Source organism: Clostridium sp. MCC328, assembly GCF_018785465.1.
Classification (GTDB): domain Bacteria; phylum Bacillota; class Clostridia; order Lachnospirales; family Lachnospiraceae; genus Pilosibacter; species Pilosibacter fragilis.
Genome location: NZ_WQPW01000009.1, coordinates 24150 through 50961 on the forward strand (window position 1 = coordinate 24150; position 26812 = coordinate 50961).

Here is a 26812-nt window from a genome sequence, read left to right on the forward strand (position 1 = left end):
CAACAATAAAAAAGAGGATACGAATACGATTGCTGCAATTCAAGAATGTGAAGAGGTCTCTATCAGAGGAGGAAGTGTTTTCGCAAAAAATACAAAAGGAAAAGCTTTTGCAATTTATATGATAAAAAATACGCAGCTGACTTTAGCTGGAAATATTGATGTATCCGCATCAGGAACAACAAGTGCTTCTATTTATTACGGAGGGGCTTCGACATATCCAGTTATCAATGCGGAAAAGGTACAAAGCATTGGAGAAAATTTTTTAGTAGTTCCAAGTGATACAACTATGAAAGTGAATCCTGTGTCTAACTGGATTAAGGGATCGAAAACCAATATTGAATATTTGTGTAATAAAATAAAATTAAAGGTTGTTAATGCGTATGATACAGGTGGTAGTGCAGATAAGTATACAAATTATACTCTGAAAGCAGTAGGTAATTATATTCGCTTTGTTGATAAAAATGCATCTGCAAGTCCGCTTAAATCTGGGGCGATTAAACTCGCGAAAATTACATTGTCTTCAGATAGAACAAGCTATGAAGTCTATTATGAGGTAACAACAGACGAAGAAGAGTATAACGGAACAGTTACATATTCTGCTCAAAATCAGAAGGTATCCGATATTTTAAACGATATTGTTTCAGTAAATACAGGTACTACAGGTCCAGAGATTACAATCGGAAGTATAGAAACACCAATTGGAGAAGACATAACGATTGATACTGGAAGTATGGATGAAAATAAGACAACAACTTTAAAGGGTGCAATTACTGGAAAAGTTAATGTAACAGGAAGCGGAACCTTGCAGTCAGAGATTAACTGCAGTGGATTTTATGGACGAACTAACAGTGAGATCCACATTACGGATGGACAGATCACTGGAAAGGAAAATGCAGAAGATGCTGTAATTGTATTGGAGGCTGCGGACCTTACAGTAGAGGGTGAAAACACAAAAATTTGGGATAAATCAGCGTCTGGAGGTGATCACTATGCAATCCAGGCAATAGGTGGTGTATCAGTAATAATTAAGGGCGGTGAAATCAAATCAGATAATAATACGGCTGTGTATATATATAGAAGTAGCGGGCAAAAGAAAGACCATGCAACGTTCACGATGGAAGGTGGAACGATTACAGGTGGCGTGTATGGTTTAAGACACGCTCATCCTAATGAAATCAACTTGTCAGGCGGAACGATTACAGGTGGGGCTGATCAGCCCGATGTTTATATGGCACGAGAAATAAATGTCAGCGAAACTGCAAACTTCACGGTCAAGGGAAATTTCCCGTTCTCATCTATGCAGATCGAAAGTGCATCTTTAAAAAATGAAATCGATTTTACAAAGGCAACAGTAACAGAAGATAAAAAGATTCTGATCAGTTCTCCACTGGATGCCAATACCAAAGAGTCGTATGTGAAGCTTTTTAAGGCATCGACCTCAAATTATCAGAATCTCATCAAACATATTGAGCTGACTGGCGGATCTAATCCAATCTGCGTAGTTTATAACGCAAATCCGGTCTCTGCAGATCCGACAACCACTGAGATTTATGCATTCAGCGCACCAAATCTTTATACAGTTCATGTGAAGTATTATACTGGAAAAGATGAAAAGGATCCATTTTACGAGGAATATCTTCTGAATCTCAATGATGGCAATCGGAGCTACTTAGGCAATATCAGTTTACCGAATGGCGCTGCGGTGTGGAGATATAAAGAAAATTCAAACAGGAATGGCACTGCGACAGATGTTACAAAAACAGTTCATGAACTTGTTAATGGAGAAATGTATCCAACGGGTACGGTCCCTGAAATTGAACTTTACGCAGGTTATAGTGTTTCTATCGATGCGTCAGTATCCGAAGAAGATATTACTAAGGACTCAGCTATCATAAAAGGAAATACAGCCGGAACAACTGTATATTACACAAATAAATCTGACTACCATATATATACAGGTGAAGAACTCAGAAACGCAGCCAAAAGTACAGAAAAACGGAGTGATTTCACGCAGGTTAAAGTAGGGGAAGATGGTACATTTTCAATTCCACTCACAGGCCTCGATCCGCTGAAGAAATATACCTATTATTTAGTCGCAGAAAATTCCAATATGGATGTTTCTGATAGCCGTGCAGTAACATTCACCACAAAAGCCCGTGTTCTGACGGCAGCTGATTTTCAGATTGTAGGTGATAAAAAATTTACATATGACGGCACTGTACATAGTGTGGAAGTAATACCGACATCGGAGAATACAGGATTATTTGGAATTGATGGTGGTGTTGCTCAATACAAAAAGAAAAAAGGCGAGGTGTACACTGATGAGTTCGTTCAGCCGCATTGGGCGGGAACATATGGGGTATATGTGTCCACCAATTCAGAATATCCAGGTATCAAGCGTGCTGAACAATTATGGATTGATGATATTACAATCGAAAAAGCAGATTTTAATCCGAAGTGGTTTATCACAAAGTCAAGTATTAAGTATGGTGAGGACGATAATGAAACATTAAGTCCGATTATAAAAACTGAGTACAGTACCGCAGGCAGTAATACAATCATTACCGGTTACGGAAAAATAGAATTTGAGTTTTATAAAGACAAAAATTTGACAGAAGTTGTTTCACGAAATATCTTTGGCCATTATGATGTGCCGGAAGCAGCCGAGAATGGTCAGAGTATCTATTATATTGGAATCACCTGCACGGAAGGCGAAAATATTAAGGCACAGACAGATCCAGTACTTCTGTCTGAGATAAATGTCTCTCGCGCACAGTATACCAGTGTGGATGCTACCTGTGATAATATTCGATATGGTGAGACTCCGAGTCCGAACGCATCACTGAAAAACATTGATAGTACAAATGAATACATAGCAGATGGTAACCCGGTCAAATTTGTTTACAGCCAGGATCCTAATGGTACATTTGAAGAGTGGAAAAATACGAACAAACCTGGAAAATGGTATGTAAAGGCAATCGTAAACCAGAGCCAAAACTACAATGAGGCAACAAGTGATTCGGTTGAATTTGAGGTATCCAAAGCAAAGCTTGTTCCTTCTGTAAGTGCGGTTAAATCAAAGATCTATGACGGCAATACAGATGCAGAGGGAACACTCACGCTCAGCTCCACTGACGGAAACCCGATCCTCTCAGAGGATGCGGCGGCATTAGAGGCAAAGGGAACCTTCACATGGATATCCAAGGACGCTGGAACAAACACTGTGAATGTTACAGACATTGCGTTGGATTCCAAATTTGAGGATCGCTATGAACTTACAACGAGTGAGCTTTCCAATGTCTCCTGCAGCGGTGCAAAGATCGAAAATGCCCAAATTAAGAATGTTTCTGTACGGCAGCTGACGGAATTGATCTACAATGGACAGGAACAGCTGCCGGAAGTCACGGCAACAGGAAGTACGATCGGTGGCACGGCTATCACCTTCCGCTACGGTCTCACAGCAGAACAGGCCGCAGACGAAACGCAGGCATTAAAAACTGCTCCTGCCTTCACCGACGCCGGCAGCTATATGGTATATTACACTGCATCCGCAGCAAACCATGATTCCGTATCCGGCAGTTTTGAAATCGAGATCAAAAATGCCTCGATCACAGGCGTTGACGCAGCCGGATATACAGGAATCTACGACGGGCACTCTCACGGAATCAAAATCACCCTTACCGGAAAAGCTGAAAACGGTGAGATCTTTTATGGTGAGTCCGAAGATAACTGCACGCTCACAGAAAGCCCTGTATACAAGAACACAGGCAGCTATACCGTCTACTACACGGTGACAAAGAAAAACTTTGACACCATAAGCGGCTCCGCAACCGTTGCGATCACCCCGGCACAGCTCACAGTGACGGCAGAATCAAGAAATGTAACCTATAAGGACGAACCGCCAGTATACAGCAGCACGTTCGAAGGTTTCGTAAACGGAGAAAACACAGAAATCCTCGGCGGAACACTTTCCTACGAGTGCGCGTATGCGGTCGGCAGCGATGTGGATGAGTACGAGATCATCCCGTCTGGTCTCACAGCGGAAAATGGAAATTATGAGATTACATATCTGCCGGGCAGACTGACTGTAGTTCAGGCAAAACCGAAATTTGAACTTCGAAATCCGGATGAGTTAAACCGCGCCTATGACGCGAAGAACACCGCGCCGGAGACATGGACGGACAGCGATGGAAACGTGACCGTGACGCTCAAAAAGGGCAGCGAGATCTTAACGGAAGCGCCGATGAATGCCGGAATCTACACGGTGGAAGTTCATACGGAAGCCGGAAAGAACTACGAGGCTGGAAGCCAGACATTCTCCTTTGAGATCAAAAAAGCTCCGCTCAGCGTAAAAGCAGTGGATCAGAATGTCACAGTTGGAGATGCGATTCCGGAGTACACAGTTCTCTACGAAGGATTTGCAGGAACAGATACCGCGGATGTACTGAACGGGAGCCTGCAGTTTACCTGTGAATATGCGCCAGACAGCGCGGCGGGCGATTACTCGATCCTGCCGTCCGGTCTGACATCTGGAAATTACGAGATCCACTTTGAGAACGGAACACTTCATGCAGTCCGCAGGGCAAGCAGTGGATCCGATGATTCCGACAATTCCGGCGGTTCCGGCAGCACAAAGAACCCGGCGGCAACGAACTTTGGAAAGAATGTTTCTAACAGCAGCTCTTCTGAAAATGACGCACAGGGAACCTGGAAACGCGATGAAAAGGGCTGGTGGTTCGAATTCAAGGACGGCACCTATCCGGCAGGAGAAAAGACCAGTGATCAGAACGGTGACAAGCTGGGATGGATCCAGAAAGACGGAAAATGGTGGGCTTTCGGTTCTGACGGCTATCTGAAGAGCGGATGGGCACAGGATAACGCCAGCGGAAAGTGGTATCTGATCGACGAGAACACCGGAATGCAGACAAGCTGGCATTGCGATGAGTCAGACCAGCATTGGTATTATCTCGATCCGGCGAGCGGAGCGATGCTCACAGGTTGGCAGTTCATCAATGGAAAATGGTACTACTTGTCAAAGACATCCGGAGCTGTGCCGCTTGGCTCCATGTACAGAGAGATCAGGACACCAGATGGATATTATGTCGACAAAGACGGTGCATGGGATGGACTTGAAGCAAAAGAAAAATAAGACATGAACAAAAAAATCCGCAGGATCCTAAAAATGGGAACCTGCGGATCTTCATGTTTATACGGATAATACGTAAAACGGAACGTGGAAGCTTTAACCAAAGATCCGGAAAACTCCGATAAAGGAAAGAACAACGCTCATCACGATAAAGCTGACAGCCGCAAGCAGCAGCTGGTTGTAAAGCTTATCTTTGTCAACAGACTCCGGCGCACAGCCGACACAGATGCCGCCGACCGTGGACGGAGGACTGATGATGACGCCGTTTGTTCCGACGATGACACCGCAGGTATTGACGACGCTGATCATGACTCCGCAGACGGAATTAAGATCACTGATGCGTAGAACATTCCGTTCTTCCATTCAAAACGCGCATCTCCACGGTGTCGTTCAGCGATGAGCCGGATGGACTGGGTGCCTATGCCGGGGCCACTGTGCTTTGTGGAGAGAAAACGCTTTCCTTCAAGAACTGGCGGCTTTCTGCAAGGATTGTCCACCGTGATGGCTATGAGGGACGTGCCGGTCTGGCGGATATGGACCTTGATCGCGCCGCTTTCTTTGTTTTCCCGACATGCGTCCACCGCGTTTTCCAGTAAATTTCCTAAAAGCACGCAGAATTCCGGCTCCGGGACCGGTATTTCTTTTTCCATCTGAGCCTGAATCTCCAGAGTAGTACCGGCGTTTTCTGCAATCTGCGCGTAGTAGCTAAGGATCGCGTTGATGGCATGATTTTCACAGTAAGCAGGCAGCCATTCCGGCATCATATGTTTCCGGAAGGACGCGAGATAGTCTGAGATCGCGTCAAGATCTTTGTTCGCCGCGTATCCCGAGAGCACCGTGAGATGCTGCCGGAGGTCATGGCGGGCGATCCGTGTCTCGTCGATGGAGCGCTGGAGATTGCGGTACTGGGCGCTCTGGAGCTGCAGGAGCTCATTTTCCCTCAAAAGTCTCGTATTCTGATTCATCTCCGATGCCATCAGGTAGAACATAAAATAGAAGAGCAGGAGGAATGTCAGGAGCGCCAGAATTAAAATCGGGTAAAACTTCATGACCCGGTTCGTGTAGAGCGTCTCATAGTAGCGCGGACGAATCAGGCGGTTCAGCAGAAAGAATGCCGCCGGGAATACCCAGAATATATACCAGGTCTTCGCCATTTCGATATCGTCCACCAGCCATTTTGCGGCATGGGTTGCCGGATACCATACGATGGCCACGATGAGAACGGAGAGCAGCAGGTGAATCCCCGAGCCCGGAAGCGTGAACAGACCGGAGGTGTTCGTCCGGTCAATGAGGGCATCCGCGAAGAGCGTCAGGTTTGTGATGCAGGAGAAGACCGCGCAGACGGAGAGCAGGATACTGAACGGCTTCCAGAGGGCAAGATCACAGACCCGATGGAAGAATACTGCAAACAGGATAAAGGACGGCAGGATCCAGAAGTCTCTCGGAATCCCGAAATCTGCGCAGACGAGGCCTCCGGCGAAAGCCCAGAGGAGCGAGAGCGGGATACCGGTGAGAAAAAGGTTCAGTGGTTTTCTACGAAGCCGGTCCTGGACCGGAAGAAAGCAGAGAACCGCGCAGGGCACCATGGAAAAAAACTCCAGAAAATACCGCATGACAAGGGACCAGAATGGGCTGTTCATACTCAACATTCTCCTCTCGTTTCTATATGGTCCATTATAACAAAGTTTTACTGTCCGGAAAGTACAACTCATGCAGAATTTTGACATCTTGTGCAGGGATGAGAAGTTTTAGGATACACAGAAAAAACGTCTGTAATGGATCAGGCAGATCCTTGTCAATGAGGCAGGAGTCTTATATGGATGAGATAAAATCTGCGGCAGAAATCCGGTGAGTGGAATATCATCGGATTCTGCCGCAGATTTTTTCAATATGGAACGTTTAATTTATTAGTGGAACGCCTCTTTCGCATACTGCTCCAGCTCATCCCTGAAATCCGGGTGCGCAATCGCGATCATGGACTCAGCGCGCTCTCTTAAGGTTTTTCCGGAGAGGTTCGCGATGCCGTACTCGGTCGCAACGCTCTGGATCAAGGTACGCGGAGCGGATACGGTGGAGCCGCCCGGGATGAACGGGATGATGTTGGACTTTAAGGTTCCGTCCTTTGTTTTTCTCGCAGAGTTGATGCAGATGTATCCCTTTCCTCCGACGGAACGGTAAGCGCCCTCAAGGAAATCCATTTGTCCACCGATGCCGGAGAGCTGGCGGGTTCCCGCGGACTCAGCATTCTCCTGACCCATCAGGTCAAGCTGCACGCCGCCATTGATGCTGATGACATTCTTCATGGTTCCGATGCGCTGCGGATCATGGACATAATCGAGATCAGCCGGGTGGAAAAGTTTCGGATTTTCCGCGATCCAGTCATAGAACTCCTGGGAGCCCATCGCGAGGTTCCATGTGGAGAGACCGGTATCGAATTCTTTCTTCGCATTTGTGAGCTTTCCGGCTTTCCAGAGGTTTAAGTAAGCGTCACTGATGGTTCCGGTATGACAGCCAAGGTCTTTTAGGTCAGACTCTGCCAACATATTTGCAACGGTGAACGGAACGCCGCCGACACCGAGAGAAAGGACAGCGCCGTCCGGAATCTCGTTTACGACGAGCTTCGCAATCTGGATATCTGTCTCAGACGGAGCTTTGTAGGTTCTTACCGGAAGCGGTTCATGTTCGCCCTCTACGATATAATCGGCTTCGGAGAGATGGACACGGTGGGAGCCGTCCACACCCTGAAGCTTCGGGTAATGCTCATTGATCTCAAAGATCACAGTTCCTGCGCTCTCAAACATGGTTCTCCATGCGAAGTTTGAGATACCGAGACCGCAGTAGCCGTTCTCATCCGGAGCGGATACCGGGACGAAAGCAACGTCTGTCCGGATATAGCGCTGGCGGTAGAGTGTCGGGAGAAGACGAAGGACCACCGGCATGAATTTTACAAGGCCGCGGGTTTGGAGTTTCCGTTCGTAGTCACCGATATGCCAGCTGTAGTAGGAGAAGCTTTCCTGTTCCGGGTCAGCCTCAACAACCTCGATGCGCGGACGGATCACGAGACCGCCGCGGATCTTGACGTCCTTTAAATGACCTTTTCTTGCAGCAAGTGCCTTATCAAGAAGTTCCGGGAATCCGCCGCCGAATCCATAATCGACCCAGTCGCCGTCTTTTACGGCTGCCGCAACGGCAGCCTCCGCAGTTACGATCTTGCTCTTGTAATTTTCCATATGTAATCCTCACTCAATATAATATTTTTTACGCGAAAATTTTTCGATTGCACCACACATGCTTATTATAAAAGGTTTTTGGGGTTAAAACAAGAAGATTATCAGGAGTTGAGATATGGAATCGATATAGATTGTATCAGAAATTAGTATATGTTATACTGAAATTGCTGCCGAACCTCCAGCAGAAAGGAGGTGAGTTGCATGGCAGATCTTCTTCTCACATTTCTTGTCTCTGTTTTAGCAGGTGTAGTTAGCTGCTACATATGCAAATGGCTGGACAGGGATAATTAGGCAGCAACAGCCTAAACGGACTAGCTCACCGTAAAGAGCGAGAAAACCCCAGAGGATAACGGCCTCTGGGGTTTTCGTTTTGTCGCATGGAATCTTCTCACATTCCTTAGCTGATTACATCATATTCTATTTAGTCAAAATTGTCAATATGCATGTGAGGGAACAAAATAGGTGTTCAAGAGGAAATAACTTTATTTTTCATTAGAAATGTAATATAATGAACCTATCTTACAGGTGGCTGGAATTATATTTTCCGCCCCGGAAAATAATGCATGAGGGGAGTCAAAACATGAAGGATTACATGAAGATCTACCAGGAATGGCTTGCCAATCCGTACTTTGACGATAAGACGAAAGAAGAGCTTCGGGCAATTGCGAACGATGAAAACGAAATCAAGGAACGTTTCTATATGGATCTGGAATTTGGTACTGCGGGACTCCGCGGGATCATCGGTGCCGGAATCAACCGTATGAATATCTATACAGTCCGCCGCGCGACTCAGGGACTTGCGAACTATATTATCAAACAGGGTGGAGCCGACAAGGGCGTTGCGATCGCTTTCGATTCCCGCCATATGTCCCCGGAATTTGCCATGGAGGCGGCAATGACTCTGGCTGCAAACGGCATTAAGGCGTATAAATTTGAATCCCTTCGCCCGACACCGGAGCTGTCCTTCGCAGTCCGTGAATTAGGCTGTATCGCCGGTATCAACATCACCGCGAGCCATAACCCGCCGGAATATAACGGATACAAAGTATACTGGGAGGACGGCGCGCAGTTCACACCGCCGCACGACAAAGGTGTGACAGCCGAAGTTCTTGCAATCGAAGATCTTTCTACCGTTAAGACAACGACGGAGGAAGAGGCATTAAAGAGCGGAAAATTCCAGGTCATCGGAAAAGAGATCGATGACAAATATATTGCCCAGGTAAAAGCCCAGGTCGTAAATCAGGAAGCGATCAATCGTATGCAGAAGGACATCACGATCGTCTACACCCCGCTTCACGGAACCGGAAATATCCCGGCTCACCGCGTGATGAAGGAGATCGGTTTTGAGAATGTCTATGTGGTTCCGGAGCAGGAACTCCCGAACGGCGATTTCCCGACCGTAAGCTACCCGAACCCGGAAGCCGCCGAGGCGTTTGAGCTTGGCTTAAAGCTTGCGAAGGAGAAGAACGCGGACCTTGTTCTTGCAACGGATCCGGATGCAGACCGTCTCGGCGTCTATGTAAAAGATACAAAGTCCGGCGAATATATCCCGCTGACCGGAAACATGTCCGGCTCCCTGTTATGTGACTATGTACTGAGCCAGAAGCAGGCAGCAGGAAAGATCCCGGCTGACGGCGAGGTCGTAAAGTCCATCGTTACCACAAATCTGGTTGACGCCGTTGCGAAACACTATGGCTGCAAGCTTGTCGAGGTCCTGACAGGATTCAAATATATCGGTCAGCAGATCTTAAAAGAAGAGACAACCGGCAAGGGAACCTACATGTTCGGTATGGAGGAGAGTTACGGCTGCCTGATCGGTACATATGCCCGTGATAAGGATGCGATCTCTGCGACTGCTGCCCTCTGTGAGGCTGCCGCTTACTATAAGGAAAAAGGAATGACCTTATGGGATGCGATGGTTGCCATGTATGAGAAGTACGGCTACTACAAAGATACCGTAAAATCCATCGGCTTAAAGGGAATTGAGGGACTTGCGAAGATCCAGGAGATCATGGAGAACTTCCGCAAGAATCCGCCGAAGGCGCTTGGCGGCTACGAGGTAACTTCTATCCGTGATTACAAGAAGAACACGATCACAGAGGTTGCGACGGGCGAAGTAAAAGAGACAGGTCTTCCGGAGTCCAATGTTCTCTACTATGATATGAATGACGGCGCATGGCTCTGCATCCGTCCGTCCGGAACTGAGCCGAAGATCAAATTCTACTATGGCGTTAAGGGAACCTCCCTTGATGATGCTGAGGCGAAGTCCAAAGCCGTCGGTGATGAGCTGATGGGCATGGTGGATAAGATGATGTGAGATTCCCGGATGTGGGGATAAAGGCAGCGGATATCAGAACGCTGTGAAAGATATGAAATGAATCATTGTCTGGACTGGCTGTGTAAAAACAGCCGTCTGGGCGGACATAGAAAAGCTCCCGGAGAGACTGCAGATCAAAAGCAGTTTTTCTGAGAGCTTTTTAGCTTCCGGGTATTTTTTAGAAACTCGCCTAAAGGGCGATCAGTTACTGTTCACGCCTTGCGCAAACAGTAACTGATTTTGCCGATGCTTTGCATTCCAAATCGGCAAAATCCACTTCCACCACTGTACTGTACGGAATTTTCAGTTCAGAAAATTCCTACCCGTGTGCAGTAACGGCGATCCCGCAGATTTCAACGAAACAATTCTACAGGTTTTTGTTCTCAGAGCATTCTTCCTCATACCCCGAATCCGGACCATAAAACTGCTCCAGAAACGTGATATACGCCCTGGCGGCCTTCGGCAGCTGGATACCTTTCTGGAAAATATAGGCACTGATATAATCGCCGTACCGGTCGGCTTCCGGCTGCATCCAGTCCGGAAGCGGGAATGAGACGATATTATAGTTTTCCACCTGCTCCCGCATCGGGATCAATCCGATTCCGAGATAGTCGGAGCGCTGGATCACGTTGTGGAGAAGGGCGCGGCTGTTGACATAGATGACCTGGGAGATCCTGTTCCAGTTGATGAGCTGCAGCGTCTTGTCATTGTAAACGCTCTCCGCGGCCCGGGTCTTTGTGCTCTCGCTTGGATAGAGGACGAAGTTGTACTGGTACAGCTTTTCCGGTGTCAGGTTATCCAGTTCCTTTAGAATCGGATGTCCTACCCGGCAGAAAAACTGTGTCGGGGACTGGAACAGCGGGCGCGCTTCCAGATGGCGGAAGGTGAGAATTTCCTGGATCTTGTCTGCTTTATGGGCCGGATACATGATAAATCCGATGTCGGCGCGGTTCGTGTAGACATCTTCGATGACTTCATTTCCGGTCATTTCCCGGTAGAAAAAACGGAACGGCGTGTCCGCAAGAGAGTTCACCATGCGGATAAAGGCATCGCTGGCGTGGGAACAGCTGCTGGAGGAGACCCGCAGGCGGTAAGCTTCCGAGTGTTCCTTAAAGGTGGTCTTAAAATGTTTCGCGTGCTCGATGAGATCCCGACTCATGTCGAGAAAGAGCCGTCCGGATTCCGTCGGGATAATTCCGTTTTTTCCGCGGGTAAAGATTGTGAGCCCGTACTCTTTTTCCGTCTCCCTGAGGACCTTGCTGAGATAGGGCTGGGTCACGAAGAGGTGCTTCGCGGCGGCGGAGATGGAACCGCAGTTTGAGATCTCGATGAGGTATTCCATGTTCTGAAGATTCATAGGGATGGTCTCCTTTCTGAAATAAAAGCCAGCCGCCCTGTGGATGTAATCCGGGAACATGATCTATAATATCACGGATATATCACAGCCCGGATGAATACTGACTTATAACGTTTCAGTTATAACGTGATGAAAACGGGAAATTTGTAAAACTCTGTAGAAATGGTATAATCAAGTGTATACCAATCAACCGGATATGTCAAACCAAACAGATATAGAAACTGGCGAGTGATCTGTAACTATTGCATTCCGGGCTATACATAAGGAGGAATCACTATGAGTACGCATCTGCAGTTAGCAAACAGTACGACGATGGCAATTCTTTGTGGAATCACCATTCTGATCGTTCTTCTCCAGCCGGTGATCTTTATGATCGTGGCATTCAAACGCGGAAAAGAACTGAACATGACAGACCAGGAGATGAAGGAAGCCGCACGAAGCAGCGCGATCTTCTCTATTATCCCGTCACTCCCGATCATTGTGAGTTACCTGCTCTTAGTTCCGTCCCTGGGCCGCTATTTCCCGTGGCTCCGCTTAAGCGTTGTAGGGTCCGCGGCATATGAGACCATGGTCGCGAACATGGCGGCAGAAGCGCTGGGCCTGGAATCCATCACCGTCCCGGACATCCCGGCTGATACTTTTGTGTTTATTCTGTTTGTTGTAACAATTGGAATTCTTGGCGGAAATATCTTCAATGTTTTCTTCTTAAAGGCATACGATAAGAAAGTCGAGTCCATCAAGAACAGCAACGCGAAGCTCGTTCCGATCATCACGACAGCAATGTTCCTCGGTCTCTATGGAACCATGGCAGCTCCGCATTTCACAAATATCGCGAACATCCCGGCGGTTGCAGCGATCCTGGTTGCCGGTATCACATCGATCTTCGTAAACAAGTTTGCGGCGAACCACAAGAAGCTGAAAGAGTTCGCATTCCCGCTCAGCATGATCGTTGGAATGCTCGGTGCATGTGTAGCGAATCTGCTTATTTAGGAGGAAAAACGATATGAAAGATAACAGCTTTTATAATAAGATCCACAGACTTGGAAGAATCACCGTCGTCTGTGCCCTGATCAGTTTCATGGCGGTTCCTTTCGGACTTGCCGCAGTAAATGGAATTTCCATGAATATTCCGGAAATTCTGAAAAATGCGATCCCACTTCTCCTGACATTCAGCATCAGCGGTATCTGTGAGAACCTGTCCTTCATGCCGATCATCGGAAGCGGCGCGCTCTACATGTCCTGCGTTACCGGTAATGTCAGCAATATGAAAGTCCCGGCGGCGGTCAACGCTATGGAAGTTGCAGGCTACACAGCCGGAAGCGACCGCGCCGATGTCGTTGCGATCATCGCTGTTGCGGCATCCACATTCGTGACAACAGCCATTGTATTCCTGGGAATGCTGTTCTTAGCCCCGCTCTTTGAACCGATCTACAACAACGCGTTCTTACAGCCGGCATTCCAGAACATGGTTCCGGCACTTATGGGTGCCCTGTTGTTCCCGTTCATCTTAAAGGCCCCGAAGCAGGCCATCATTCCGATCGCGCTTCCGATCATCGCAATCTTAGTGATCGGCCGCAAGGTGTTCTCTTCAAACCAGAGCTATATTATGGTCGGTGTGATTATTTTGTCGGTGATTTACTCCCTAGCACTTTATAAAAAGGGAAAGATCAGCGCGTAAAGGGAAAATAAGCGTCCTGGTCGGTGGAAAATATGAAAACATGCGGCACAGGCGTAATTTCCTGATAAATTTAAGAAAGGAAGATCCGGAAATTCGGACAAATAATATGGATAAAAAAGAATTTGTCTTAAAAGCAGTTTCAGATAAAAAAGCTCTGATCGTTGATGTCAGCGACAAAATTTTCGACTACGCAGAGGTCGGATTCCATGAATTCAAGACCGCGAAGCTCTACGAGGAAGTCCTGAAAAAAGAGGGATTCCAGGTGGAGATGGGAGTCGGCGGTATGCCGACGGCGTTCAAGGCTGTATACGGAAGCGGAAAGCCGGTGATCGGTTTCCTCGCCGAGTATGACGCCCTGCCGGAGCTGTCCCAGGAAGGCGGCTGCACGATGCGAAAGGAAGCCGCAGGGGACAACCCGGATGGACATGGATGCGGACATAACCTCCTCGGTGCGGGTGCCATGGCGGCAGCGCTTGCTGTAAAAGCTTATATCGAGGAGCACCCGGAAGCGGGAACTGTGATCCTTTTTGGATGCCCGAGTGAGGAAAAGGGAGACGGAAAGGCAATCATGGCACGAGAAGGTGTATTTGACGGTGTGGATGCTGCTTTTACATGGCATCCGGGCGATAAGAATGCGATCTGGTCCGAGTCTACACTGGCGAATGTCAGCGTGTTCTTCAACTTTAAGGGTGTGACTTCCCACGCGGCGGCAGCCCCGGAGCTTGGACGTTCCGCACTGGACGCTGCGGAGCTCATGAGCGTCGGAGTCAACTACCTGCGGGAGCATATTATTTCTGAAGCAAGAGTTCATTACGCATATCGTGATGTCGGCGGCATTGCTCCGAACGTGGTACAGGGACACAGCAGAGTCCATTACTTTATCCGCGCACCAAAGTCATGGCAGGTGAAGGAGATCTACAAGCGCGTCGTTGATGTGGCGGAAGGCGCCGCAAAGATGACGGGAACCGAGATGACATACGAGCTTTACGCCGGACTTTCCGACTATATCCCGAACCATGTCCTCTCAGAAGTTCTCCACGAGTCCATGGAGGAGATCGGTGCCCCGAAATACGACGAGGCGGACTTTGCACTTGCTTCTAAATTTTACCATGAAACAGCAACTCCGGATGAGATGGAGGCAAAACGTGCCAATATGCGCAGAATGTTTGGCGCAAATCATATCGAGGAGATCGAGGCGCATCCGCTTCATACCGGAATCGCACCGCTTGTCTGGAACGGTAAGGTCCAGGCCGGATCTACAGACGTCGGTGATGCAAGCTATGTGATCCCGACTGCGATGTGTACGACTGCGACTGCAACTCTTGGGACTGCAGCACATACATGGCAGATGACCGCTCACGGAAATACCGGGATCGCACATAAGGCGATGTTAAATGCCGGCGAGGCGATGGCGTTAGCAGCATTAAAGACCATGGAAAGCCCGGAGATCCTGAAAAAAGCTCATGACGAGTGGATGGCGGAGACAAACGGCGAGTACGATTGCCCGATCCCGAAAGAGGTTGGACCGAGACTGGAAGATTAAATTTCTGATTCCGGAACATAACATGAATGAAGATAAGAACCAGAGGGAGAATGACTCTTTCTGGTTCTTTTTGTGTAACAGGAAATATTCTTTCTGAATCAGAGAGAATCGCGAAATCACCTTGGCATTTCCGGCTCCTGATGCTAAGATACATATAAAGCGAGCGCGGAAAAAGGAGCGGAGTCAGGGAGATGAAGAAACACAAGGTCTACTTACAGGAGCTGTCAGCAGAGTTTTCGGAGGCAGATTATTCAAAGTTTTATGAAGTTGTCATGCGGCGGATCGAGAACGGAGAGCTTGTTCCGATGAAAAGTGCAAAGAATAACGGGAGGAAGCCGGCACTGCCGCTATGCTTTTGGGAATACGAAAAAGAAGCGGATTATACGGAGCTTTATGAGGAACTGAAATATCGGTATCATCCCAGGATCAATACGTTCTATTACCGAGAACATCCGGAATGCTACGAGAGGGACAGGGAGAAGCTGCAGCTTTTGAGCGATTATCTAAAGGATCATTCGGAGCTTTTGTTGGTTCAGGAAACAATGAATGAGCGCAGTTTTGAGATTTTCCACAGGGAGAAGTATTTCCAGAGAGAGGGCGGTCTTGAGCTTTGTAAGAGAGTTGCGATCACTCCGGAAACGCTGGCTTTTTATGAAACATCAGAGCCGCTTTCTTATTATTCCTGTTCCAAGCAGACACCGCAGAATATTCTGATCATAGAAAATAAGGACCCCTTTTTTGATATTCGGAGATATATGAATTCCGGAAATGACAGGATCATGGGAAGGGAGTTCGGTACAGTGATCTACGGAGCCGGAAAAGGAATCTGGAAGACCTTTGAGGATTATGTCAATGGTGCGGAACGATACTTCCTGGGAAAGAATGCATTGTTTTATTTCGGTGATCTTGATTTTGAGGGCATTCTGATCTTTGAACATTTGATCGAGCAGAAGCAGTACCGGGAGAGCGGAATCCATATTTTTAAAGAGGCGTATGAAAAGATGTTAGATAAGGCATGGCAGCTTGGGTTTTCCAGATTGCCGGATATGAAGGAAAAGCAGAACGCCAACATCGGAACCAGCTTTTTGTCGGCATTTGATGCGGAGCGGAGGCATCAGATCCGGGAGCTGCTTGATATGGGAAAATACATTCCACAGGAAATTTTAAATGAACATGATTGGTGATAAATGATGATCGATAAAGATTTTTTGAAAAATTTTGATCAGAGAATGAAGTGCGTCGGCCGATATTCGGTGCTTTGCAGCAACAGCTTTGATAAAAAGCTCTGGAAAGAATATGGGATCGAGACACGGGATGAGCAGATGAATATGCTGTTTACATTGCTCCTTTTCATTATGGAGTATTCTCTGCGGGAAGAAAACTGCACGATGGACGAGATCGCGTCATTTGTGGAGGACATCAGCTACGGATATTACGGGCGGAAATTAAACTTTGAGAAAAGTCAGGAATTTGCAAGGTTTATGGTGGAAGATATCCTTGGGAACAGCGGTTCTTCCATGTATTTTAAGGCCTTTGATTATGAAAAACGGACCTATCAGGACATCAATATCCGCTATATTGATAATAAGGTCGTGTATCTGGAGAATGGAGTCAGGAGAACCTCCTATTATCTGACGGACGAGGGATATAACATGCTGCTGGCAACAATGGAAATGGAAAATAATATGAAGCTTTCTGTTCACGAAATGCTTTTTAAAATGCATTTGGAAAAGGCAGATTATAACCGGGCTGTCGATGACATCAAAAATATTTTCGGTCAGCTGCGCAAACAGAGCCAGAAGATCGAGGAGGCAATGTTAGCCGTCCGGAGAAACGCTTTATCCTATTCCGTGGAAGAGTATGGAAAATTAGTGGAGGACAATATCAGCACCGTGGTGGAGACCAGGGAAAAGTTCCGGCTCCACCGCGATTTTATTGAAGAAAAAATTGAAGAATTCGAAGAAAAGCAGATGAATGCGGAAGAGTTCACGGAAAAAGAAAAAGCGAATCTGGGAAATCTCAGAACGATCGGACGGTATCTGACGCAGACGCTGGACGAGCATCAGCGGATTCTGGGACAGCACTTTGACCTGAAGAAACTGTACGATGAGGAGTTGGAAAATTATTCCAATATGACATTGGTGCAGCGGTTTCCGTTCCGGAGTGATGTCTATGACAAGATTTTGAAGGATGCGTCACTTCTGAAAAACGCGGATAAAATATTTGCGCCCCTGTTTAGCAGCCGGATCAATAAGATTTTCAACCCGGAAAAAATGATGGAATATCAGAAAAAGCTAAAGAAATCAGATGTGGAAGATGAGTCTATGGAACTGGATTTTGATGAGGAAAAATACAACCGGGAAAAGGAGCAGCGCAGGCAGGAACGGATGAAAAAATATGAGGGCTGCGTCAATGTGATCCTGGAACAGCTGGTAATCCATAAGGAAACGACACTGGAAACATTAAATATCAGCTGTAAAGAGGAAGAACGGGAACGGCTGCTTCCAACTGCGGAAATATTCAGGGAAGTCATCATCGAGTTCCTGACAGCCGGAACGATCGATATCGGGACACTTCAGAAAGAACAGACCGACTATCTCATGGATGCCTCAGAGGGCTTTGTACTGAATGAGATGCTTCTGGCTATTCTGGAAGACCGGAGATACCGGAAAATCGGGAAGATCCATATATTCCCAATGGAAGACGGGAAACATATACATTTTAAAAACGTGATGGACGAAGCCGGGAACCGGAGAAATTTCAAATGTTCCAACGTGGGATTTTGCTATGAGGAGAGATAAGAGATGGCATACGAAGCAGAGATGATCACATACAGCCAGAAAATATTTTACTACCTTTTGTGCCATGGTGCGTTAAGCGATCTGGACGCGGGAGTCAATGATCTGTACCGCGCCTATGTGGAGCACGAGGAGGTCATGAATTTAGTGAAAAATCAGGCGGAGATTGCGGATTGTAAGATCGAGAGATATGGAACCACGATCTATCTGATGCCGGATATCGACAATAAATACCTTGGATTTACGAAGGCAGATCTGAAAAAAGAATTATGTAAACCCAATGCCACGGACCGGGATTACTATCTGGCTCAGTTTGTGATCCTGACGCTGCTTGCAGAATTCTATGACGGGCAGGGAAGCACCAGCAAATCCAGAGAATTCCTGAAACTCGGAGAGCTGCAGAATATCGTGTCGGAGCGGTTGAAGGCGGGACTCGCGCTTGAACAGGAGAGAGAGCAGGATGGAACAAATCTTTACACCGAGATGTACGAAACTGTTCTGGATTATAAGAGCATGAGTGAAGCTTATGAATCGTTAAAGAGTGTGGAGGCAGGCAGCCGGTCAAAGTATACGAAGGAAGGATATGTGAGCATTATCTGTAATTTTTTGGACCGGCAGGGGCTGATCATCTTTATCCCGGAAGATGAGATGATCAAGACCACAGCAAAACTCGACAACATTATGGAATACAAGATCCTGAACAAGGAAAATTACGCAAGGATCATGGAGACATTGGGGGAGACACATGAGTAAGATATCGCGGATCCGGATTTTAAACCTGAATTACAATAATAATACCATAAAGATCGACGACGAAACCTTTGATCTCGGTGGTCAGAATACGCTGATCTCCCTGCGCAACGGCGGTGGGAAAAGCGTACTGGTGCAGATGATCGTGAGTCTTTTTGTGAACCGGACATATCGGGATTTCGGAGATCGGCCGTTTAAGAGTTATTTTACGACGAACCGTCCGACGTTCCTCATGACGGAATGGATCCTTGACAATGGAATCGATCGTTTTCTGGCGGGGATGATGGTGCGGAAAAACCAGAAGGAAGATAATGACACGGAAGAGTTGGAAATGTACACATTTACCGGGAGCTATTCGAATGGCTGTAAATATGACCTTGACAATCTTCCGATCATTCGACAGGATGGAAATAAAAAGATCCTGAAGGGCTTCGGAGAATGCAAAAATCTTCTGGAAGAGATCAGCAGGAGTGAGCCGGGGAATTTCCGCCTGTATGATATGGCGAGCCAGTACGGGAGACGCCAGTATTTTTCCACACTCCGCCAGTATCAGATCAACAATAAGGAATGGGAGAGCATTATCCGGAAGGTAAACCAGAAGGAGTCCGGGCTTTCGGAACTGTTCCAGAACGCAAAGGATGAAAAGGATCTGGTGGAAAACTGGTTTCTGCGTCCCATCGAGGATAAATTAAATCAGGAAAAGAATAAGATCGACGAGTTCCGGAAGCTGGCATTCCAGTTTATTGAACAGTACCGGAGCAATCAGTCGAAGATCCGCCGCAAGGGGATCATTGAACAGTATTTTGAGGACACGAAACCGCTGAAAAATATGATTGATGATTATGCGCAGAAAGACCGGGACGCTGTGAACCTAAGAACAGAGATAATCCTCTATGCGAAATCGCTCCGGAAAGAACTGGATCGGCTGCAGACAGAGATTGCTGCCGGTCAGGAGAAGTTCGAACAGATCGAGAGAGAGCAGAGACAGATCGTTTATGAACAGCTCTCCTACCAGATCTATCTCAGTGAGGACCAGAAAACGGAGATCCTTTCACAGAGAGCGCAGCAGGAGATCGAGATCACAAGACTCACTTCTCTGAAAAATCATCTGCTGCGGAAGATCGATACATATGATCTTCATAAGATCTATCTGGAATTAAAGGACTTTGAACGCCAGAAGGCGGAGGTGGATGCGAAGCTTCAGGTGCTCTTGCAGAAGACGGAAGAATCGAAGGATGAGATCGAGAAGATCGGATGCCGGTTATATGCACTGTACTCGGAAAATGCCAAAAAGCTGAAGGATCAGAGACAGTCGGAGGAGGAAACACTTGCGGAAACGGAAAGAGCCCGGGAAAATGCACAACGGGAGCGGGACGAGAAGGAGCGGGAGATCCGGAAATTAAGCGGAGATATTGGAGCGAAAGAGAGCAGAGTCAGGAGCTATGATGAGGTGGAAGACTCCTTTAACAGGGAGTTTGGCGCCGACCTCAGGAGAAATCTCCTTGGGCTTTATGAAGATGGAGCGCTGGAGATTTTCCGGAAGGAGATCGATGCGGGACTGCAGGAGAAGAAAAATAAGTCGGTGAAATACGCCCGGAAACTTATGGAACAGGAACAGACCCGGAAAAAGCTTTCGCAGGAAGCTTCGGACGGAACTGTGACGTTAAATGACATTGCCCATAAGTTCGACCATGTTTCTGAGAAACTTGCAGATCTGGAAAGACAAAAAACGGAACGTCTGCGGATCATGAAATATGCCAATGTGGACGAAGAACATCTTGACAGAAGAGATCTGATCCTGGATCAGCTTGACGGAAAGATCAGGGAATTAGATGTCGCGAGAAGCAGACTGATTCGGAAAAAGGGGGATCAGGAAAAACATTTCAGACAGTTAAAAGAGGGAAAGATCACGGAGCTTCCGGAAAACATCAGGACTTATATGGAGCAGAACGGGATCGACCTTGTATACGGAATGGAATGGCTCTCAAAAAATGGCAGGACAGCCGAAGAAAATGCCGAACTTGTGAAGAAGAATCCGTTTATTCCCTACTCGATCCTGATGGAACGGTCGTTCCTTGAGCGATTTCAAAAGAACGGGGAGGAATTATATACAAGCTTCCCGATTCCGATCATTGTGAAGGAAGAGCTGGAACAGGAGCAGGAACATGTAGATTCCAGATTTGCGGCTTATGGGAATGTACATTTTTATGTCATGTTCAACACACATCTTCTTGACCGGGAGGAGCTGGAAAAGATTCTGGGGAAGATCCGCCGGGAGATCGAAGATCTGAAAAAGGCGGTGGAGGACAAGGACGCCGATCTTGAGACCTACAGAAGCTACCGGAGTGTGGTTGAAAATCAGACGTTCAGCACGGCTCTCTGTCAGCAGACAGAAAAAGAGATCAATCGTCTGAAGGATGAGAGGACAGCCGTAAAAGGACGTCTGGAAGAGATCTATCGGGAGCAGAGCAGGCTGGAAGAGGAGAAAAAAGAGATCGAAACGCTTGCGGATACGGTAAAGGAACAGATCGATGGCTTAAAGAGAATGGACGTACAGTTTGAGATCCTCCTCAAAAAATATGATCAGTATGAGACGGACCGGACAAGTCTGGAACGTCTGAAAAAGGAGAATCGTGAACTTACGGAGAAGCAGACAGCGCTTTCCGTGCGTCTGGGTGAACTCCGGGAACAGGAGATGGGACTTAGGGCACTGGTGAAGGAATTTGCGGAGAAGATCGACCGCGAGGAGAAGAAACAGGCGGAATTTGAAGAGATCGCGAGAACAGCGGAGAACAGGGATCTGTCTTCTTTGACGCAGATGACCTCGGAAGAGCTGGAAGCGAGATACTATGCGCTGACGAAGGTGATATCGGACAGTGTGGAAGAGCTTCGAAAGTCACAGACGGACTGGATCGGAAGAATCAGCGGGAAGAGGACAGAGCTCAAAAAGAAAAATGAGGACAGTCAGATCCCGGAGAAAGAATACCAGAGTCTCGTGTGTACGGAAGAACAGTATGACGCATGGAAGCGGCAGAAAAAGCAGACGGAGAGGGAACTTAATAAAGCGAACGAAGAAAATACTGCTCTTGGAAGAAAAGAAGGCGCGCTGACAACAACGATCACGCTCTATATGAAGAATCTGAAAAAGGAAACCGGATATGAGCAGCCGGCAGAGAGAAAGACGATCACAGATACGGAATTCGAAAAACGTCTGAATCTCAAGGAATATGAGCTTGCGGCACATCAGAAGAAATTGAGTCAGCTTCGGGAGAGAAATATACAGATAGCTTCGCAGGAGGCAGGCGTGGAGGAATATGTGGATGAGCCGATTCCTGCAGAGTTGATTTCTGGAGATGGTCTGAGTTCTGCAGATGAACGGATGTCTGTGGAGAGTTCGATCGCGTCAGATAGTCTGATTCCAGAGAGTGGGGCTGACGCGCATTCGGAAACCGGAGAGAATAAAATTCTTTTGTCCATTCAGGAGCGGGTCCCGGATGTGCGGAATGAGGAAATGGATGTCATAAAAGGATACCAGAAGGAGATCCGCAGGAAGATCACGGAGAGTTCCAAGGCACTGGACCGGTGCAGGGGTGACGTGTCTGAGCTGATCCGCGTGATCGCGTCCGGAAAAACGTATGCGGATGATTACTTTAAAAAGACTTTCGACAGCCTGCTCTCCCAGACAGCCAGCCCGCGGAATCTGTTCAGGCAGTTTGAAATGAACCGGCAGGCGTATGAAAATCAGCTGGAAAAACTGAAGATCGATCTCGCTCATATCGATGACGAACAGAAAAATCTGGAAATGATGTTTCTGGAATACGTTGAGCAGATCAATGCGAATATCGGCATGATCGATAAGAACTCTACGATCTCTGTGAGAGGAAGAAGTCTGAAAATGCTTCGGATCCAGGTGCCTGACTGGGAGACGGAGAAAGAGCACTTCCGGCTGAAGCTGCATGACTATTTTGAAAATATCGTGAAGCTTGGAATCGAGACGATCGAAAAAAATGGAAACCTGACAGAGTTTCTGGGAAGAGTGATCACCACCAGAAAGCTGTACGATGATGTTGCAGGAATCCAGAACGTGAAGATCCGGCTGTACAAGATCGAGGCGGAGCGCGAAGTGCCGATCTCCTGGTCCGAGGTATCCGCCAACTCCGGCGGCGAAGGATTTTTGTCTGCCTTTGTTATATTGACCTGCCTTTTAAGCTACATGCGGCGCGATGAGACGGATCTCTTTACCTCCGGTGAGGAAGGGAAAGTCCTGATCATGGACAACCCGTTTGCCCAGACAAATGCGGAGCATCTCTTAAAACCCCTGATCGAGATGGCAAAAAAGACAAACACGCAGCTGATCTGTCTTTCCGGCTTAGGCGGCGATTCCATTTACAACCGGTTTGACAATATCTACGTATTAAAGCTTGTCGAATCCAGTATTCGGAATGGGGTACAGAGAGTGGATGTGACCCATATGAAGGGTGAGGAGACGAAACGGATGGTATTGTCGGAGTTTAAGATGGAGCAGATGAGTTTGTTTGAGATGATGGAGGAGTAATAGCCAGGGCATATTTCCAGGACAGAAAAGGAGTAAGAATGTTTTGAACATACAGATTTTTGGCACAAAAAAGTGCAATGATACAAAGAAGGCGGAGCGTTTTTTTAAAGAGCGCGGTATCAAATACCAGTTTATTGACATGAAAGAGAAGGGAATGAGCAAAGGCGAGTTTCGTTCAGTTGCAGAGGTCAACGGCGGAATCGAAAATATGGTCAACTGGGATGGAAAAGATAAGGATACGCTTGCACTGATCAAGTATATCGCGGATGAGGATAAGTTAGAGAAGATTCTGGAAAATCCGTCCGTGATCAGGACGCCGGTTGTAAGAAACGGGAAACAGTCCACACTGGGGTATCAGCCGGAGGTGTGGAAGGAATGGAAGTAATAAGCGGCAGATAGGAGCAGGATGGGAGTGGCTTATCTGCTCATGCTCAGAACACAACTGAAATGAGATCATTTACTGGAAAAGAGGAAATTTTTATGAAACAGGAAACCATAGACAGAATCCGCAAATTCACCGATGACCGCGACTGGGAGCAGTTCCATTCTGCCGCGAACCTTGCGAAATCCATCGTCATCGAGGCAGCAGAACTCCTGGAGTGCTTCCAGTGGAACGATGAGGAGTATGACCTGCAGCATGTAAAAGAGGAGCTGGCGGATGTGATCGTATACTCCCAGAACCTTTTGGACAAGCTGGGACTTGACGCGGATGAGATCGTGAATATGAAGATGGGGATGAACGAGAGAAAGTATCCGGTGGAGAAGGCGAAGGGGAAGTCGGCGAAGTATGATTGCTTGTGAAAGAGTGTAGATATCGCCCAATGGACTGATTCTGAACAGAGGTTATCGCTGGGCATTTAGAATGAAAGAAGCACCAGAACCGGTGATATTGCCGGAAATGGTGCTTCAAGTCTATTTTGAGGTTCAGGCTTCCCTGTCGTTAAGATATTCTGCAAGACTGTAATACAGCTCTCCCTCTCTTCCGCGTGTCTGTTTTGCTGCCGTCATGGAATTTAAGATCGCTTCCTGTTCGGCTTCCGCCGCAGCGAGAAAAGCCCGGTTGATCACATGCTCCGGAATTGCTGATAACTGGAGAAGCTCCTCCTCGCGACCGGATGGGATCCGATTTGCGGTTGTAAAGCCGATCATGACTTCTCCGCTTCCATGTCCTGTATAACCGCCGGTTCGTGCGATGCCGACCCCTGTTCTTTTCAGAATCCGTTTGAGCTGACGGCTTGTCAATGGGAGATCGGTAGCCAGAATGCTCATGATCGAACCTTTGTCTTCTTCGGATGCAGCCATATCATTCTTTTCCTGCTTCCATTCCAGAATTTTTGGACCAACAGCTTCTCCGTTCAGCACAAAGTCTTCGGTTGCACCAAAGTTTGACTGAACCAGAACGCCGATGGTGTATTCCTTTTCACCAATACAGATCACGCGGGACGCAGATCCGATTCCGCCCTTCATGCCGTAGCAGATGGTACCGGCGCCGGCGCCGACATCCCCTTCTTCGAACTCCTCGGCAGCGACCGCAAAAGCCTGCCGCACTTCTTTTTCACCAACTGCACGTTTCTGGATCTGGTTGATCCGGCAGTCATTGCACTCGCCAACGACCGGATTGATGCTCATGGGTTCCAGCCCATCATTCTGGCACTGCTCGATCACGATACCGGCAAGTGCATCCCAAACCTTTCCGACATTTAACGTATTTGTAAGGGCGATCGGCGTTTCAAGGGTCCCAAGCTCTTCTACCTGTACCAGACCGGCACTTTTCCCAAATCCATTGTGGACATAGGCTGCCGCCGTATAGTGATTTGCAAATGCATTGTCCGGTCCAGGGATGATCACGGTCACACCGGTATGATTTTCTTCTGTGTTCACAGTACAGTGTCCTACCAGTACACCAGGTACATCCGTAATCGTATTTCTTTTTCCTGTTTTCACTCTTCCGGGTACGATTCCAAAGTCCCGAATCCGTTTTTTCTCCACGTTGATTTCCTCCTTGGATTTTGTCGGCTATTTCTAATGATTGTATCATAGTTTGTGAGAAATAAAAACAGGATGAGGGGAATTTTCACACCAATCGTATTTATAGGATATTTTATTTACCAACATCCAACGGTGAAATGTTGTCGATAAGCACTTTGCCATTTTTTATGTTAATAGGAAGGAAGAACTATTAAATACGGCAAAATAAAAGTTGAATATTTCATAATAAAATAGATTTATTGCCGATATTATGGTATACTTATAAAAATAGATTTGTGACTGGAAAAGTGATCGCATGAAGAATGTGAGGGAAACTATGCTTGAAAATAAATTAGGTATTACAGATTCTACAGAATTAGCAAGAATGGAAGAAAGAATCAGTAAGCAAAAAGCGCTTGAAATGTTTGAAAGTGGCTTTTTTGAGACATTAGAACCAGGAACTTATAAAAGTCTTGCGATGATCCATCAATGTCTTTTTGATGAGATTTATGATTTTGCCGGTAAATTACGAAAGGTTAATATTTCAAAAGGAAATTTTAGATTTGCTCCGCTGATGTATTTGGAAACAGCGTTACAGAATATAGACAAAATGCCACAGTCAACTTTTGATGAAATTGTCGAAAAATATGTTGAAATGAACGTGGCTCATCCGTTCCGAGAGGGAAATGGGAGAAGTACAAGAATATGGCTTGACTTGATGTTGAAAAAAGAAATCGGCTATGTGGTTGACTGGAGCAAGGTGGATAAAGAAGATTATCTGCTTGCCATGGAGCGAAGTCCTATCAAAGATATCGAAATAAAGTTTCTTCTGAAAAATGCACTTACGGATCATGTAAATGATCGAGAAATTTATATGAAGGGTATTGATCACAGTTATTACTATGAAGGTTATTATGTGTTTAAGATGGAAAATTTGACGGACACAAAGGATTAACTTGATTTAGCGTTAGAAAAGTGGAGGGATATGGATGCAATATCGTTCAGTTAATGAAATAGCGAAAAAATGGAATGTGTCGGAACGAAGCGTTCGAAATTACTGCGCTCAAGGACGAGTAGACGGTGTGTTTCTTAACGGCAAGACTTGGAATATTCCCGAAAATGCAGAGAAGCCGGAGCGTTCCAATAAAAAGAAAGAACAGCCGATTACCTTGCTGGATATTTTGCAGGAGCAGAAGGTAAGTAAGTATTCCGGAGGCATTTACCATAAGACACAGATTGATTTAACATATAACTCCAATCATATCGAGGGCAGCCGTTTGACCCATGATCAGACCAGATACATCTTTGAAACCAATACCATTGGTGTAGAAAAAGAAGTGCTGAATGTGGACGATGTGATTGAAACAGCAAATCACTTCCGTTGTATTGATATGATATTGTCAATATTGGTTGACACATTTATCTCAAAGATATCATTTCCTATGCAGCCAGGCCCAGAGATTGGTAGTA

At 46.8% G+C, this 26812-nt stretch carries 17 protein-coding genes and 1 pseudogene; 13 read left to right on the top strand and 5 right to left on the bottom strand.

Features of this window, described 5'->3' with window-relative positions:
- Positions 1-514: 514 nt before the first annotated feature.
- Positions 515-5149, top strand: coding sequence for an MBG domain-containing protein (locus GPK83_RS01815; protein ID WP_215703859.1), 4635 nt, complete (start codon positions 515-517; stop codon positions 5147-5149).
- 93 nt (positions 5150-5242) lie between these two features.
- On the opposite strand, the gene GPK83_RS01820 is transcribed toward GPK83_RS01815, so the two are convergent.
- The 3 genes from GPK83_RS01820 to GPK83_RS01830 all read right to left on the bottom strand — a co-directional run bounded on the left by GPK83_RS01820 (position 5243) and on the right by GPK83_RS01830 (position 8376).
- Positions 5243-5509 carry a hypothetical protein gene (locus tag GPK83_RS01820; RefSeq protein WP_215703860.1) on the bottom strand — a complete coding sequence of 89 codons (267 nt, stop codon included), beginning with the start codon at positions 5507-5509 and terminating at the stop codon, positions 5243-5245.
- Positions 5452-6786: a sensor histidine kinase gene (locus tag GPK83_RS01825; protein WP_215703861.1), complete on the bottom strand. Its 1335-nt coding sequence runs from the start codon at positions 6784-6786 to the stop codon at positions 5452-5454. Before GPK83_RS01825 ends, GPK83_RS01820 begins: the two co-directional genes overlap by 58 nt.
- 267 nt (positions 6787-7053) lie before the next feature.
- Positions 7054-8376, bottom strand: a complete 1323-nt coding sequence (locus tag GPK83_RS01830) for an acetyl-CoA hydrolase/transferase C-terminal domain-containing protein (protein WP_215703862.1) — start codon at positions 8374-8376, stop codon at positions 7054-7056.
- A gap of 580 nt (positions 8377-8956) precedes the next feature.
- Here GPK83_RS01830 and GPK83_RS01835 point away from each other — a divergent pair.
- A complete protein-coding gene (locus GPK83_RS01835) occupies positions 8957-10693 on the top strand; it encodes a phospho-sugar mutase (RefSeq protein ID WP_215703863.1) in 1737 nt (578 codons plus the stop codon).
- Positions 10694-11060: 367 nt separating this feature from the next.
- On the opposite strand, the gene GPK83_RS01840 is transcribed toward GPK83_RS01835, so the two are convergent.
- Positions 11061-12050 (bottom strand): LysR family transcriptional regulator, encoded by a 990-nt coding sequence (locus GPK83_RS01840; RefSeq protein WP_015552638.1) that lies wholly within the window; start codon positions 12048-12050, stop codon positions 11061-11063.
- Positions 12051-12326: 276 nt separating this feature from the next.
- Between GPK83_RS01840 and GPK83_RS01845 the strand changes: the two genes are divergently transcribed.
- The 9 genes from GPK83_RS01845 to GPK83_RS01885 all read left to right on the top strand — a co-directional run bounded on the left by GPK83_RS01845 (position 12327) and on the right by GPK83_RS01885 (position 24175).
- Positions 12327-13040 (top strand): DUF5058 family protein, encoded by a 714-nt coding sequence (locus GPK83_RS01845; protein WP_015552637.1) that lies wholly within the window; start codon positions 12327-12329, stop codon positions 13038-13040.
- Positions 13041-13053: 13 nt separating this feature from the next.
- On the top strand, positions 13054-13728 hold the full coding sequence (locus tag GPK83_RS01850) for a hypothetical protein (RefSeq protein WP_215703864.1): 675 nt from the start codon (positions 13054-13056) through the stop codon (positions 13726-13728).
- A gap of 106 nt (positions 13729-13834) precedes the next feature.
- Positions 13835-15271: an amidohydrolase gene (locus GPK83_RS01855; protein WP_215703865.1), complete on the top strand. Its 1437-nt coding sequence runs from the start codon at positions 13835-13837 to the stop codon at positions 15269-15271.
- A gap of 191 nt (positions 15272-15462) precedes the next feature.
- Positions 15463-16455, top strand: coding sequence for a Wadjet anti-phage system protein JetD domain-containing protein (locus GPK83_RS01860; protein ID WP_215703866.1), 993 nt, complete (start codon positions 15463-15465; stop codon positions 16453-16455).
- Positions 16456-16461: 6 nt separating this feature from the next.
- The gene (locus tag GPK83_RS01865; RefSeq protein WP_215703867.1) at positions 16462-18072 is read left to right on the top strand and encodes a hypothetical protein; all 1611 of its coding nucleotides are present in this window, start codon (positions 16462-16464) and stop codon (positions 18070-18072) included.
- Between the two features lie 3 nt (positions 18073-18075).
- The gene (locus tag GPK83_RS01870) at positions 18076-18822 is read left to right on the top strand and encodes a DUF6063 family protein (RefSeq protein WP_015552632.1); all 747 of its coding nucleotides are present in this window, start codon (positions 18076-18078) and stop codon (positions 18820-18822) included.
- On the top strand, positions 18815-23374 hold the full coding sequence (locus GPK83_RS01875) for a hypothetical protein (RefSeq protein WP_215703868.1): 4560 nt from the start codon (positions 18815-18817) through the stop codon (positions 23372-23374). Before GPK83_RS01870 ends, GPK83_RS01875 begins: the two co-directional genes overlap by 8 nt.
- A gap of 43 nt (positions 23375-23417) precedes the next feature.
- Positions 23418-23759, top strand: a complete 342-nt coding sequence (locus tag GPK83_RS01880; protein ID WP_117470060.1) for an arsenate reductase family protein — start codon at positions 23418-23420, stop codon at positions 23757-23759.
- Positions 23760-23854: 95 nt separating this feature from the next.
- Entirely contained in the window at positions 23855-24175 is a 321-nt protein-coding gene (locus tag GPK83_RS01885) for a nucleotide pyrophosphohydrolase (RefSeq protein ID WP_015552630.1), read from the top strand.
- Positions 24176-24298: 123 nt separating this feature from the next.
- Here the strand turns inward: GPK83_RS01885 and GPK83_RS01890 are convergent, their stop codons facing one another.
- Entirely contained in the window at positions 24299-25363 is a 1065-nt protein-coding gene (locus GPK83_RS01890) for a P1 family peptidase (protein WP_117553152.1), read from the bottom strand.
- Positions 25364-25679: 316 nt separating this feature from the next.
- Between GPK83_RS01890 and GPK83_RS01895 the strand changes: the two genes are divergently transcribed.
- Entirely contained in the window at positions 25680-26297 is a 618-nt protein-coding gene (locus tag GPK83_RS01895; protein WP_117470131.1) for a Fic family protein, read from the top strand.
- Positions 26298-26331: 34 nt separating this feature from the next.
- A pseudogene (locus tag GPK83_RS01900) lies at positions 26332-26812 on the top strand (cell filamentation protein Fic); the annotation flags it as partial.

Coding starts and splice junctions, on each gene's coding strand:
- GPK83_RS01820 (WP_215703860.1), bottom strand. CDS start 5,509: ATGGAAGAACGGAATGTTCTACGCATCAGTGATCTTAATTCCGTCTGC.
- GPK83_RS01825 (WP_215703861.1), bottom strand. CDS start 6,786: ATGAACAGCCCATTCTGGTCCCTTGTCATGCGGTATTTTCTGGAGTTT.
- GPK83_RS01830 (WP_215703862.1), bottom strand. CDS start 8,376: ATGGAAAATTACAAGAGCAAGATCGTAACTGCGGAGGCTGCCGTTGCG.
- GPK83_RS01835 (WP_215703863.1), top strand. CDS start 8,957: ATGAAGGATTACATGAAGATCTACCAGGAATGGCTTGCCAATCCGTAC.
- GPK83_RS01840 (WP_015552638.1), bottom strand. CDS start 12,050: ATGAATCTTCAGAACATGGAATACCTCATCGAGATCTCAAACTGCGGT.
- GPK83_RS01845 (WP_015552637.1), top strand. CDS start 12,327: ATGAGTACGCATCTGCAGTTAGCAAACAGTACGACGATGGCAATTCTT.
- GPK83_RS01850 (WP_215703864.1), top strand. CDS start 13,054: ATGAAAGATAACAGCTTTTATAATAAGATCCACAGACTTGGAAGAATC.
- GPK83_RS01855 (WP_215703865.1), top strand. CDS start 13,835: ATGGATAAAAAAGAATTTGTCTTAAAAGCAGTTTCAGATAAAAAAGCT.
- GPK83_RS01860 (WP_215703866.1), top strand. CDS start 15,463: ATGAAGAAACACAAGGTCTACTTACAGGAGCTGTCAGCAGAGTTTTCG.
- GPK83_RS01865 (WP_215703867.1), top strand. CDS start 16,462: ATGATCGATAAAGATTTTTTGAAAAATTTTGATCAGAGAATGAAGTGC.
- GPK83_RS01870 (WP_015552632.1), top strand. CDS start 18,076: ATGGCATACGAAGCAGAGATGATCACATACAGCCAGAAAATATTTTAC.
- GPK83_RS01875 (WP_215703868.1), top strand. CDS start 18,815: ATGAGTAAGATATCGCGGATCCGGATTTTAAACCTGAATTACAATAAT.
- GPK83_RS01885 (WP_015552630.1), top strand. CDS start 23,855: ATGAAACAGGAAACCATAGACAGAATCCGCAAATTCACCGATGACCGC.
- GPK83_RS01895 (WP_117470131.1), top strand. CDS start 25,680: ATGCTTGAAAATAAATTAGGTATTACAGATTCTACAGAATTAGCAAGA.